This is a genomic window from Leptolinea tardivitalis (assembly GCF_001050275.1).
Lineage (GTDB): Bacteria > Chloroflexota > Anaerolineae > Anaerolineales > Anaerolineaceae > Leptolinea > Leptolinea tardivitalis.
The window spans coordinates 139879-153689 of sequence record NZ_BBYA01000001.1 but is presented as its reverse complement, the minus strand read 5'-3'; the positions used below and the strand labels follow the sequence as shown (position 1 = coordinate 153689).

Sequence of the window (13811 nt, the reverse complement as noted above, 5' to 3'; positions counted from 1 at the left end):
GTTAGCAGGATAAAGTATCCTGTTGTCAGAAAGGGGAACCACGATCGAGTATTGTTCTTAGGTTTTTCCACGGCAGCTAAGCGATTTCTATTATTTGACGTTTAGAGGCAGACTGATGCACCGCCAGGCATATTTTCAACGCGGCTTCCCCATCGGCCATCGTGCAGATTGGCTCCGCCTGCTTCTTAACAACATCAAGAAAATGCCGCATCTCCGCAATGAAAAGGTCGTTGCGGTCAAAATTAGCCGGAAGGGAAACATCCTGCCAGCTGCCTGTTTCACTGCGGAACAAACGGGCACAGCCATCGGCATTGTCCCAGAGGATGCGGCCTTGTGTCCCGGTGATTTCCATTGTATGTGATGGCGGCTGCTGATAATAATCCATATGAAGACTTCCAACGGCCCCATTCTTGAATTGCAGACCGATTTCGGCATAGTCTTCCACCTGAATTTCCAGATCGCTGATCCGTCCGGAAAAAGCCCAGAGAGACTTCACGTCCCCCAGCAACCACCGCAAATAATCCACCGGGTGACTCAGGGTGACCACAACTCCGCCGCCCAGGTCCGAGCGCGAGGTATAGCTGGCACGGTAATCCTCCCATGGATGCCAGTTGGGGAGGTACTCGCCCCATTGAGCTCTGAACGATAACGGCCGTCCGATCAAGCCATCTGACAGCCAATTTTCTACCTTGTGTAATCCGGGATGAAAGCGAAACTGATACCCCATCAGCACCCGGCTGCCGCCCGTTTCGGCGGCTTTTCTGAACTCCTCCAGCCTGTCGAGCGAATGGGACACAGGTTTTTCCATAAGAATGGCGCAGCCAGCCTTTGCTGCCGGGATGGCCACATCCAGATGCAGTGCAGTCGGATTGGAAATGATCACGGCATCCGGTTTATGGCTGAGTGCGGCATCTATATCGGTTTCGACTGGCAATTCAGCGATCTCATCATCCGGCAGGGTAGACTTATGTGAACGCAACAATACGATATCAGTTTCACCGAGGGTGCGCAGGTTGCGCAGGTGGCGCCTTCCTATCGAACCAAAACCCGCAATCAGGAATTTCATCGGAAATCCTCCGGTTTGGGCTTATCGAGCAAAGAAGCCAGAAACTCGCCGGTGCGTTTCCCGGCTGTTCCATCGGTAAACGTGACCTCATCATGAATGAATTGCTCCTGCTGCGCCCGGTCTGCTTCTGGATTTTGCAAATAGAGGTTGATGGCCGTACGCAACTCTTCTTCATTCAACGCCACCCGTCCGGCTCTTGCTTTGCGGAAACGCTGGTGGGTAGGCCATTCTCCGATCTGTGAAAGCGGAAGCGAGAAACGTCCGGGTTGATTCCAGCCGCCGGGGGCGTCAATGCAGACAGCGACAATCGGCTTTCCATGTATGGCTTCTTCCACCACCATAGTTGAATATACCGTTAGAAACACATCTGAATAGGCCATCATGGATGTTTTTTCAGGCATATCTTCACCAGAGTAATATCCCAATTCACCGCCAAGAGGAACCGGTTCCACCAGATGCACATGCGGCATCTGCCTGACCATTTCCCGTACTTTTTCGCGTTCTGCGGCAAACAATGGTTCACTCATGAAATGGTTGGGGTGCAGACGGATGAGCAATTGAGATGGTTCCGCCAGTTTATCCTCTGAAACCAGCCGCGCCAGAGCTTCAATATTCTGAATGTTGGGCGAGAAGGTGATAAAGCTGCTGGCATAAGAGAGCAGTTTACGGTTCGGATCCAGATTGTGCAGTTTAAAATACTCATCGCGCGACATCAACCACTTTTTGTGGAAATACCCATCATAAGATGGAATCCCACCCACATTTACCCGTTCAGGTAACCAGTCATCACCTTCCACCAGTTCCTGTTTCTGGATTTCTGACCAGCAGGTGATCCAATCAACAGGAGCACCCGGAAGACTGTAGCTGCTGGGGTTATCCCAGCCGACTACCACGGCAGCCGTTTTCACACCGCGCCGGGCCGCCTGCCGGAGCAGATAGCGGTCCAACCGCCAGCCGGGTGTACTGGCAATGACCAGGTCTGGTTTGTATTTTTCAAACAGGTCGGTGTATAAATCCGGGCTGTATTTCAACTGAGCACGGTAGATCAATGTTCGGGCGGCTTTGGAATGGCGCATTAATCCAACGGCCGCCTTCATGAATGGCATAATCGTCCGGCGGCGTTTTGAAGCTTCCACATCCACCTGCCGTACGTGGCTGGTCAGAGCTTCGACGTTGATTCGATTGGATGCCCCCACCCGCCGCAGGAAATTCAACCACCACTGTGCCGAGGGATCAACCGTATCGCTATACTTGCGGCACTGTTTCATTCGCAGTCCTTCAATAATTACACCGGGCTGCCCGAAACGTTTTTCGATCTGTTCTTTCAATCCGTCATCGGTGAGGATGACTACATCTGCTCCGGCTTTCAACAAGGTCGGAACAACATCACTCTGTAAAAAATACACAATAGCCAGGCCGTGATCAGCACTGATAAAGATGGTTTTCTTATCCGGCATGCGGAAGATTCTCCTTATTTCGCCGCCGGGCGGTCATAGTACCAGCGGAAAATGGCATCATACAACGATAATAAGATTTTGCGAACAGGAGGAAAGTCAAGGAATCTCCGGTTTGATGGACGCGGCGCGGCCTGACCGCTTCCTCTGGGATCGATCCCCGGAACGTTGCGCAATGTGTTGGACATATTCATAGCATACGGTTTAACCGGCATAAGCCGGAGATACCCGGCGGCATTTACCCGCTGGTCCAACTGCTTGACCTGCCCCATCGGGCGGTCCATATCAAACGGAAGGAATTGAGCCAGCACATCCTTGCGGGCAGTGAATTGCCAGTGAGAAGCTCCGGCAAGCGCCTGCACACCATTACATGTCAGGCAGACGTCTTCACTCAATTCATAATGCTGTTTGATTTCCTCATCTGACTGGCCGATGGAGCGGTCAAATTCAAGGAAGGTCTCCCAGGGGATGAATTGCCCGTGTTCCACCGCATTCTGTTTTTCGCCCCATTCCAAAGTGCTGGTGTAAAAATCTGGATTGGTCCGAAATGGCCGGGCTGTCACCATACCTACATTGGGGAAAGTCTCCAACAGTTTAATGGATTCGGCCAGCCAGCCGGGATAGAAAAGGCAGTCGCTATCGGCATAGGCAACGATTTCACCCGGCGCTCCAGAGAGCATGATGTTCCAGGCGCCGCCTTTGCCAAGATTCTTCTCGGAAAGAAACAGATATTGAATGCGTCCTTCATCTTGTTCATTAACAAGGTAATTCTTGACCTCTTCACAGGATCCATTATCAAAAACCAACAAGTCAAAAGGCAGTCCGGGTTCTTTTCGGGCGCTTTCCAGACAGACTTTCAAAACATCCAGTGCATCAGAGTAGAAACCACTCAGGAAAGGAACGTAATTCAACACTGCCACGGTGATTCGTTCCGGGCGGGCAACAGTTTTCACATACTTGGCCGGGTTTTGTCCAACACGCATGCGTTTTTTCTCCAAGTCTGATTTATACCACGATGGATCACGCCTGCCGGGAAGACAGTTGGGAACGCCATTCGCGATAGGCCTTTTTCGGGTGAAACAAAGCAAAGAAAATATTTGTAAAAAATGAAGAATGCCAGCGAACCAGAGGTATGATCTCCACCTCACGCCAGAATTTTTTCCAGGAACCGGGGAAACGTTCCAATTTTTGCTCTTTCAAAACATAATTGCAATCATCCAGTGTAAATATTGTCCGATTGCCTCCGCCTGCTTTGACATTTTCAAATGATTCAGGTAGTTTGTAATGCGGTTTGCCGCCAGGAAGATGACTGTAATCGTGATCCTGATGGATGATATTGATGTCAGCACTGCCATCGATAACCTTCCAGCCGCGCTGCCGGGCTTCATAAATCATCCAATTGTCCCAACCCGCCCGGCCGATGGCAAACGGTGGAATGTATGTAAAAACCTGCCGGGGGAAAAGGAAATAATCGCTTCCGCCGCGTGGATGCCGGCGTGCCCGGGTTTTAATATCCTTCTGAAGTCGGTCAACCCAGCCATCAGAAAAATCCAGTTCCTGGCGTACATCCAGGTCCCAACGTTGACCAATGATTAGAAATTGTTTTTCCTGTTCAGCCAGCCGCATGGCAGTGTCCATGAAATCCGGAAGCAGCATCACATCTGTATTAATGTACGCCAGCATTTCACCGCTGGCCGCCTCTCGGCCAAGTGCAAAGATAGAATCAATTTTAGGTGTACCGTACGCGTTTCGGACCACTTCAGGTTTGTGGATGACATCCAAATCACGGGCTGCCTCTGCCACACCTTCATCATCACCCACCAGAATGACTTCGGCGCCAACAGCTTTCCATGAACGAATGGCATTTCGCTGAATAATGGCGATATGCGGATTGGTGAATGGTTTAGGTGCAGTGAAAATGGAAATCAATGTGTCATCCTCGCATCCACATCGTTGAACACTTTGTGTTTGATCTCGGCATTGATGGCATTCAATTCAGGATGTGCCTGTGTCACGGCCAGCACATCCAGCCATGAGAAATTTTCCTTATCGGGTAAATATTCAAACACCCGCCGGATAAAATCAAGATCCTCGGGAGTATCCACCGTCCAGCGTAGTGATCCATAATCAGGAGTGGTGTTCAACTGGTAAATTTTAAACCGGCCGGGAGTATCGTAGAGATATGGCATAACATGCTCGCGCTCATGAGCTTCGCGGGCTTCCTTCCAGGCTCGTTCCAGGGCAGAAAACAGGCAGACTTCGGTATCCAATCCAATCGGATATGTGCGTCCCCAGGGAGGCGGCAGGCGGTTGGCGGCAAAATCAGCACCCTGAGCATGGAATGCAGCTACGGTTTCATCAATCACTCCGGGGTCAATCACCGGGCAGTCTGCCGTTACCCGTACAACAATATCGGCAGCGTACAATCTGGCTGCCTGATAAAAGCGGTCTAACACATCGAACATACTGCCGCGGTAGCAGGCCGTCTGTGATTCCCTGCACCAGGCTTCAACGGCATCATCAGCTGCATCGGTGGTTGTGGCCACGGCCACATAATCTACACTTTTTGCCAGACGGGTTCGTTCAACCACCCGTGCAATCATTGGTTTACCATTAATTTCTTTGAGCACTTTACCCGGCAGACGGCTCGAACTCATTCGTGCCTGCACCAGGGCGACCGTGTGTTGTTTATTTGGCATCCGTATCCTTCTTCCAGGTTAATTTGTTGTAATCCAGTGTATGCGCCCCATAATGGTATGCACCACCATCCAGACTCTGGATGAATGTCACAATATCGCGGCTTTCAGGAAAATCAGGGCGAACATAATAATAATGGGTATCCACCGGGTTGTCACCATAAGCAGCAGCAAGAATGTACTGATGATCGCGGGCATAGGTATCCAGTATGTTCAGCATGGAACCCCAGGCATCTGCAGGTTCTTTTTGCGGGTTGACCGGTGAAAAATCAGCATGGAACATAATCACTTCCGGGTTTACCCTGGCAAGATAATCCATTGTTATCCCACCATTGTGGGCAATCCAGGCATCGTTTAATCCCCACGTATCCACAGCCTGCCATCCGGAGTATAGAGGCAGCAGACCTGCCTCCGTGGAAGCAAGGGTATAGTGCTTGTCTGCATATTGAGACAGGTATTGAGCCACCTCATAACGCCCATCCGATTGATAGGTGATCTGCCAGCGATCAGTCTGTGAAAATGCCAATCCAATGCCAAGAACTAATCCGGCAAGTATGACCAAACCTCTGATTGATGGTGACCATGTTTCAGGTTCAGGCAGACTCAAACCGGCCCAGAGGTCAATCGCAATGAGCGGCCAACTCATCAGAATGACTGGCAGAATAGGATACTGGAACCGCCAGAGGTAATTCATCTCGTTGGATAGCAGCACCCACATCAGAGTAAATCCCACAACCGGGATGAGAACATAAATTGTGGAACGAATGCCATTTTTCCAATCCATTGCCAGTGGGTTCATGGTATCCGTTTTGATTGTGTGCGGGTTATTCACCGGCAGCCATCTTTCCACAAACAGAGCCAGCATTCCGGTCACCAGAAGAGCTGTCAGCAAACCGGCGTAGGATGCGGAATAACGTCCAAAGATAAGTTGCGCATGCAAACTGGAAGATTGTCTGAACAGGCCAATCAGACAGGCCAGCAACAGGATCATTCCTATCGTTCTTGTCACCGATACCAATATCCTGCGTTTTTCAGGAATGAAGAAGCGTTTGATAAATTCACTCAGCACGCCGAACCAATTTGCCTGCAACACGAATTTGTTCCATCCCGCCCAGATCATGCCGAGAATTCCGGCAGCATAGATCAACCAGAAGGGGAAGCTCATTTCCAGAACACCTTTTACCGCTTCACTCAGGCTGTCCGGGTATAACCGTCCTCCCCCTTTTTTATAAAACGGATTGGGTAGTGGATAGCCAAAGTAATTCCAGCGCCACAGGAAATAGGCTCCGCCAAGAAACAGGAACATGCTGCAGAATATAAGGATTAACCGTTTTGACAGCTTCCATCCCAACTTGAAAAGAATGGCAGCCAGCATAAACCCGGCAACCAGCACGCCTTCAGGCCGAGTCAAACCCATTAGCAAGCAGCTCAGGGAAAATGCCGCAGCCCGCCCAATTGACCGGGGCTGTTCCACAACCATCTGGGCTAAAAGCCAGCTCAAGGCACAGAAAAAGGCAAAAAAGGGTGTACCAAAACAGGCTTCGGTATATCTCAACCCTGAACCCAATAGCAGGAAAACAGCCGTCAACACAGCCGAAAGAATGCCACCCTTGAAATATCGGCGGATGCCAAAATAAACAATCATGGTGGTGAGAATATGAGCGATGCCACAAACCCAGAGCACTGTGGACTCAAGCCCGTTGCCCAGGGCGTAGAAACCAGCCAGCACTACCATGAAGAGAAAATCCGTAGCTCCATCCACCGGCGGCTGACCGATGTTCCAGACAATGCCGTAACCCTGTGCCAAATGCTGGGAATACCGCATCAGCATGGCGGCATCTTCTGCCGGATGCACCGGTTTATTGACCGATATCGCTGTCAACCAAAAACCGGCAATAAACAGAAGGATGAGAAGTAATCCATCCCAACGGGTGAGTTGTTTCCTCGAGATCATGACACATTTCCGTGGTGAAGCCGCATGGCCAGTTCATATCCATTCAGCATGATCTTCTGATTCTTATTCCAATCCGCCCGTTCCTCAGCTATGGCCAGGGCACGCCGGCTGATCTCCGGCATATTCTGCCTGACTTTATCCAATGCCAGCAGACGGGCTGCCAGTTGAACGTCATCACCATCTTCAAATAGATATCCAGATACCCCATCTTCAACCCATTCCCGGTTGCTGGGAATATTACTGACCAACGGCACGGCCCCGCAGGACATGGCTTCCATAAGGGAAAGTGATGAACCGTCAACATGCGATGCACTGATATATACATCAGCTTCGTTATAATAACCGGGTAAATCCTCCTGTGAGATCCGCCCCACAAATTGCACCTGCCGGGAGATCGGAGAATTCTTGATCTTTTCCTGCAATGTTGCTTTCAGGGAACCATCCCCTGCCAGCACAGCTTTAAATTGTAGGCCGGTCTTACCGGCTCGGATCAGCCCATCAACCAGTACGTCAACACCATACTGATCTTCCCAGGTGCGGTTGGAAAAAAGGCGCAGCGGTTCATTGGCAGACCTGCCGGCGCGCCGTCCAGTTGGATAGAACAGGTTGTGATCAACCCCCCATGGAAAAACAACGATCCGTTCGGGATCGAACCCATATTCATTAATGGCTTTGGTTTTCACACTATTGGCATCACAGAAGAAAACCGTGGTATGTTCCAAAGTTTCTTTAATAGCCATCCAGATGAGTAATTCACGCTCGGCATCCCACAGCATGTCAAATCCCCACGACATGCTGACCAGCGGGCTGAATCCACTGAATGCCACAGCCCGGGCTACATCATGCATCGGACCGGCATGCACCAGGTCTATCTGCCATCGATCCAACAAACTGGCGATAGTATGGGTGGTTGTCTCTTTTTCTGTCGGGATAAATATCTGACGGATATTTCCCGGAAGTGCCAATCCCGGAGCAGTATATCGGGTCAACGGCAGGAAGAACACATCATGGTCAGATGCGGAAAGAACCCGCAAAAACCGTTCATCGTGAACTCCCAACCCCCGCGAAGCATACAGAATGCGCATCTGACCTCAGACGATTCTATGCCCGACCCAGGTCTGTCCAGCAGATTTCCTTGCCGGCAGGAAGATCATTCAGCAATCGCGTACCGATTACGGCATCCAGTTCGTTCGGCAATATGGCCCCGGGAGCAACCGGACGCAGCACATCGATCATCTCACGAGAAATCACGTCTCCAGCCTTTAAGTCGCGAGCTGCCCTCAGGCAGCGGCGCTGCAGATATACCGTCTGTTTTTCATTCTCGGCCACAAACTTATCACCGGATCCCAGCGCCCGCTCCAACTGGCGGGTGTTCACAACCATATCCTCCCAGCTCTTCGGGTTCATGGCAAATGCATGATCAGGACCTTCGCGTGAATTATCGTCGGTAAAATGTTTTTCAATGACCCGTGCACCCAGAGCCACCGCCCCCAGTATGGAAGCATGCCCGGGAGTGTGATCAGAAAGTCCCAGAATCAGGTCAGGATACATGCTGTGATAAGTGGTCAGTACCCGAAGGTGCAAGTGATTGAAGTTTTCCAGGCTGGCAGTGTAATTGGTATTACACTGCATTAACACAAGCTGCGGATTGATAGCCAGTAAAATGTGGACGGCCCGTTGCACATCACCGATATCAGATGCACCAGTTGCCAGAAGCACGGGTTTATTCTTCCGGGCCATGTGTTCCAGTGCCTCGGGCCAATTGATATCACCTGAACCAATTTTGTAAGCGGGAACAAACGGATCGAGGTAATCAATGGCTTCAAAATCATACGGTGATGAGAAATAATCAATCCCCACCTTATCGCATTCCTCTTTCAAAACCGGTGTCCACTCAAACGGAACCGAAGCGTCTTTATATACTTCAAAAACTGTTTTTTTCCATTTTGCCTGGTGAGATACCTGCCCACCCATGGATTTGAATCCATAGTCTGAGACGATTTTCGGAGCCTGAAAATTCTGAAACTTGGCCGCATCGGCTCCTGCCTCTTTTGCCAGACGGATAAGCATTTTGGCTCTTTCCAGGCTTCCATCATGGTTGGCGGCAATATCAGCGATGAAATAAGTGGGGTGGTCATTTCCAATCACATGATTTCCAATGCGGATTTCCATAGAAGTTCCTCCGTAGTTATTCACTTCTCTTCAGGTATTCCTGTAGTTTTCGTGGGAAACCGGTCAGGTATTGTTCGAAGAAAGCATGGATGCCCTCTTCCACGCCGGGAAGTACGATCTGAAGAGCATCTTTTAATTTGTCTGTATTGAGCGTCAATTTGGGTGAACGCCGGGCGACAAGTCCGCCATTCTTCACAGATACCGGATTGATGAGATGATCATCAAAACCGAAGGCATTGGCGATTCGGCAGCCAAATTCATATTTACTCAACGATACAGGGCTTACCACATGGAACAATCCAGTGTGGTAACTATCGGCCAGGCTCATCAACAAGTCAGCCAGGTGGTTGACAAATAACGGACAGAATTCCACATCGGTGAAGCCATTAACCGTATGACCGGCGGAAAGATTATTGTAAAAAAATTCCGCCAGGCTCCTTTTTCCCGTCAGACTCCAGCCGTAAAAATTCACCCGGGCTACAATGGCATCTGGACAGGCATCTAAAACAGCCTGTTCACCTTTCAGTTTGGTTTGGGCATACACCGATAACGGGTGTGGACTATCAGTTTCCAGATAATCTCCCCTGGTGCCGTCAAACACGGCATCGGTAGAAAGATGCACCAGACGGATATCCTGTTTGTCGCAAATATCCGCCAGCACTCCCGGCACCACTGAATTGACCAGCTCTGCCTGTTCCGGTTGTTTTTCACAACTATCGATATCCGCCATGGCCGCACAGTGGATTACCACATCCGGTCGGATTTCTTCGATCATCCGGGCAATCGCACCATCAGCCGTCAAATTGACCTGCCTGACGTTAAATGGCACTCCAGTTAAACTATGCGAATGAGTAACACCGATCACATCCCGGTGCGCTGATTCGCGCAGTGCCAGGTTGATTCCCAGCAATCCGCTCGCTCCGGTGACCAATAGTCGGTTCATTCTGCGTTGCCCGAATCTCCATTATTCTCAAATGGCGCCACCAGTTCCCGAATCTGGTCAACATTCAGCCATTCTGTATTGGTATTACTGGCATACCGGTAATCTGAAGGAAGTGGTTTGCCCCGTTTTTCCCACTCACGGCCAAACCAATAGGCTTCCGCCGGTTGAACAACAAACATGTCGTCCAATTCAATCGTATTGCGATTTTCGTCTTCCGAAATCAATACTTCATGCAATTTTTCGCCCGGCCGGATGCCTATAATATTGATCCTGGCGTCTGGAGCTATGGCTTTGGCCAGATCGGTAATGGTGGTGCTGGGAATTTTCGGGACAAATACTTCCCCGCCAGACATCTGCTCTGAGCAACGCAAAGTGAAGCGCACACCCTGTTCCAACGAAATCCAGAAGCGGGTCATCCGATCATCCGTGATGGTCAATATCCCATTTTGCCGTTGTTTGATGAAGATCGGCACCACACTACCGCGGCTGCCTACAACATTTCCATACCGCACACAGGAAAAGCGGGTGGCAGTCCCACCGGCGTACGCATTGGATTGAACAAATAGTTTTTCTGCGGCCAGTTTGGTGGCGCCATAGAGGTTTACCGGATTGACTGCTTTATCCGTGCTTAAGGCAATCACCTTTTCGACACCGGCATCCAGAGCGGCATCGACGACATTACTCGAACCGAGGATATTCGTCTTGATGGCTTCCATGGGATTATATTCACAGGCAGGAACCTGTTTCAAGGCGGCGGCATGCACTACCAGGCTTACTCCGTGGAAAGCCCGACGAAGACGTTGTTGGTCACGCACATCACCAATAAAATACCGCAGGCTGGGATGTTCATAACCGGCAACACGCATTTCATGTTGTTTCAATTCGTCACGGCTGTAGACAATGATTTTTGCTGGATGGTATTCTTCCAGCAAAATCTTGATCATTTTTTTTCCAAACGATCCGGTGCCACCGGTTACGAGTACAACCTGTTTTGACCAATCCATGTATCACTCCAAAATCTGGCACATGTGCCTTATTTATATAGAACAATCAGGGGATATTGCCCCTTTTCACCGAAAAATCTCGGGAACCACTCTTCCATCCGGTATAACATTTTAAGATAGATTTTGCCACCGAAAACGGCATGAACAATTGCCCGAAGGTAACGTACATTCACGCTCCGCCAGCAAAATATTTCATATCTGGCCTGCGGAGCAATTTCTGTTTTCATCCATTCCGGACTGAATTTCTTGATAAATGTACCGGTTGGTTCCTTCCTTGGTGGTTCCACTCCAAAACAGGCTGATTTCAACACTGTTTCTTTATCTTCACCATGCTGCCCGGAGAGTGTCTTTCCAAACCATTCCATGAATCTCACAAATGGCCTGGCCAGGCGCATTAGCGGAGAATCCGTCCATCCGTTAACCACCACGGCTGTACAGTCTGGTTTTAGAACCCGCAGGAAGTCAAAATACGCTTTCTTTTGATCCGGCAGCGGCAAATGATGCAGGGTATGAAGGGAAACCAGACCGTCAAATACTTCAGGCTTGAATGGTAAATTGGCCACATCGGCCACCACAAATAAACCGTGGTCACCCAGACGATTGCGGGCTTCTTTCAAAGCCAGAATGGAGATATCCAAACAAACCCGGTGCTGATAACCGTCTGAATATGTCAGATACTCCGGGTACTGCACCGGCCCGGAACCGGCATCCAGCAATAAGTTGCCGGATGGCTTCAAATGACGGTTGACCCGCAAATGACAGCGGTGAATGTATTCGCGTGAAACCGGGCGCAGATCTTCATAACGGGCATTCTGGTAGATGCCATCTCCGACCATCTTCCAACCTACCTGATCGTAGAAGGATCGGACCTGCTGTTTAACATCCTTGTTATCCACTGTTACTCCTGACCGGTTTCTGAGGAAACCCAGTTGATGGGTTCACCCGTCAGATATCGGAATGTTGCATCAAATTCAGTATTATGATCCGGACCCACCACACTTTTCAGAGGGTGAGCCTTGTAATCGTCCCACAGCCGCACAAGGTGCCACGGATACGGAAGCGGGAATTCAAAGAACCAGCGGTAGGCATACATCCAGGCTTTTTCCACCTGCTGGCGGTTCAACCGATGAGCTGCCGGATTCTGTAAAACCTGCCCCAGTGTTTTGTAATAGGCTACCCACGAATCAGGATCAAGGGTAAATCCGCGATTTCGGTAATGAGTCTGGGCGGCTACAATAACCGGCACACCATTCATGGCCATTTCCAACCCGACAGTGGTGGTATAGACCAAGCCGACATCAGCCACCTCAATCAGATCGTAGGTATTCACTTTTTCCGACGGGCCAATCAACCGGATGTGTTCCGGCAATTTGGGAAATACTTCGTGAACCACCTTCATCATGGACGTTCCGTGTGTCAATACTTCACCCGGATGAACGCGGATTACCAATTGCACATCAGGACGACCGGCAAAATACTGCACGGTCCGGCTGATCCACTCCGCCATGGTTTTGCTGAAGAGATGACGCCCGAGTGTCAGGCTGTCACCCAGAACATTTGTAGCCAGTAAAACAACCGGACGATTGTCAAGACCAAGTGCCTTTCGGGCGCTTTCGCCTCCCTGTGACGGAGTTCCCTGCCATTGCCGGGCGAAGTTCTCCCACATAGCGCCGTGTTGACGGGCCATCAACATGGAACGCAGCCGTTCAAACTGATCTTCTTTCAACGCCGTGTTCTGCCGGGCTCTCCACAGGGCATCGGTATCCTGGCGCATGACCTCATTATTCTGGGCCAACCAGATACGCTGGCGTTGATCGCTAAATTCATACGTTGTCACAGGTATTTTAAGTAATCGTGCTATGCGATAGACCACACCCAGTTCCTGAATGGTCCCATTTGGAACGATCACCACATCGGGTTTGTTTTCCTTCATATACGAATAAGCTGTGAGGGCTGCCTCTTCGTTGCGTTCCTTCCTCAACTGGTAGACCTCATTTTTCTGGTCGATTTCTTCTATCTGCAAAGAGTACTGGGTATCAAATTCACTCACCTGCTGAACCAGCTTACTGATTTCATCCGAGACAGGTGCAAAGGGTATTCTTCCACTGACAAATGAAATTGACCGCATCACAGGATCTGCCGCGCTGAGTACCTTGCGGGCATACAGATCCTGTCTGCGCAGATCAAAACGAGAAATCGGTTTTTGCCAGTCTGATTGAGCCAGGTACCCGAGGGTAACATCATGCCCCTGTGCCGCCAGAGCAATACCTGTCAAAGCGGCATGTTCTATCCAGTAATGTAATGTAGCAAAGATAAAAATCTTTTTGCCTGCCGGTGCCGTTTTACGCAATTCAAGGGCATCCTGAACCATGTCAGGCAAGGCATCCTGAAGGTGCCGCAGACTGAAATGGCTGTTAATGGCCTTTCCGCGTTGACGAATAAGCCAGTACAGTTCAACGGTAAAGGGAATTTGACCCAGTATTTCTTTTACAACATCTTTTCCTGCTGCTGCCGCTGTCATT

The 13811-nt window shown here is 50.1% G+C and carries 12 protein-coding genes; all 12 read right to left on the bottom strand.

Annotated features, from left to right (window positions below):
* Positions 1–76: 76 nt before the first annotated feature.
* The 12 genes from LTAR_RS00735 to LTAR_RS00680 are packed head-to-tail and all read right to left on the bottom strand — an operon-like array spanning position 77 to position 13810.
* Positions 77–1066 (bottom strand): Gfo/Idh/MocA family protein, encoded by a 990-nt coding sequence (locus LTAR_RS00735; RefSeq protein WP_062420219.1) that lies wholly within the window; start codon positions 1064–1066, stop codon positions 77–79.
* Positions 1063–2523 carry a CDP-glycerol glycerophosphotransferase family protein gene (locus tag LTAR_RS00730; protein ID WP_062420218.1) on the bottom strand — a complete coding sequence of 487 codons (1461 nt, stop codon included), beginning with the start codon at positions 2521–2523 and terminating at the stop codon, positions 1063–1065. The genes LTAR_RS00735 and LTAR_RS00730 overlap by 4 nt, the downstream gene beginning before the upstream one ends.
* A 14-nt stretch (positions 2524–2537) precedes the next feature.
* The gene (locus LTAR_RS00725) at positions 2538–3503 is read right to left on the bottom strand and encodes a glycosyltransferase family A protein (protein ID WP_062420217.1); all 966 of its coding nucleotides are present in this window, start codon (positions 3501–3503) and stop codon (positions 2538–2540) included.
* A gap of 37 nt (positions 3504–3540) precedes the next feature.
* Positions 3541–4449 (bottom strand): glycosyltransferase family 2 protein, encoded by a 909-nt coding sequence (locus LTAR_RS00720; protein ID WP_062420216.1) that lies wholly within the window; start codon positions 4447–4449, stop codon positions 3541–3543.
* A complete protein-coding gene (locus tag LTAR_RS00715; protein WP_062420215.1) occupies positions 4446–5219 on the bottom strand; it encodes a cytidylyltransferase domain-containing protein in 774 nt (257 codons plus the stop codon). Before LTAR_RS00715 ends, LTAR_RS00720 begins: the two co-directional genes overlap by 4 nt.
* Complete coding sequence (locus LTAR_RS00710; RefSeq protein ID WP_062420214.1) at positions 5209–7170, bottom strand: DUF8728 domain-containing protein; 1962 nt, start codon at positions 7168–7170, stop codon at positions 5209–5211. The genes LTAR_RS00715 and LTAR_RS00710 overlap by 11 nt, the downstream gene beginning before the upstream one ends.
* Positions 7167–8255 (bottom strand): glycosyltransferase family 4 protein, encoded by a 1089-nt coding sequence (locus LTAR_RS00705; protein WP_062420213.1) that lies wholly within the window; start codon positions 8253–8255, stop codon positions 7167–7169. Before LTAR_RS00705 ends, LTAR_RS00710 begins: the two co-directional genes overlap by 4 nt.
* Positions 8256–8271: 16 nt before the next feature.
* The gene (locus LTAR_RS00700) at positions 8272–9342 is read right to left on the bottom strand and encodes an N-acetylneuraminate synthase family protein (protein WP_062420212.1); all 1071 of its coding nucleotides are present in this window, start codon (positions 9340–9342) and stop codon (positions 8272–8274) included.
* Between the two features lie 16 nt (positions 9343–9358).
* Positions 9359–10285, bottom strand: a complete 927-nt coding sequence (locus tag LTAR_RS00695) for an SDR family oxidoreductase (protein ID WP_062420211.1) — start codon at positions 10283–10285, stop codon at positions 9359–9361.
* On the bottom strand, positions 10282–11289 hold the full coding sequence (pseB, locus tag LTAR_RS00690; RefSeq protein ID WP_062420210.1) for a UDP-N-acetylglucosamine 4,6-dehydratase (inverting): 1008 nt from the start codon (positions 11287–11289) through the stop codon (positions 10282–10284). Before pseB ends, LTAR_RS00695 begins: the two co-directional genes overlap by 4 nt.
* A 29-nt stretch (positions 11290–11318) precedes the next feature.
* Positions 11319–12185, bottom strand: a complete 867-nt coding sequence (locus tag LTAR_RS00685) for a class I SAM-dependent methyltransferase (RefSeq protein WP_062420209.1) — start codon at positions 12183–12185, stop codon at positions 11319–11321.
* Positions 12186–12187: 2 nt separating this feature from the next.
* Positions 12188–13810 carry a hypothetical protein gene (locus tag LTAR_RS00680; protein ID WP_062420208.1) on the bottom strand — a complete coding sequence of 541 codons (1623 nt, stop codon included), beginning with the start codon at positions 13808–13810 and terminating at the stop codon, positions 12188–12190.
* Position 13811: the final 1 nt, after the last annotated feature.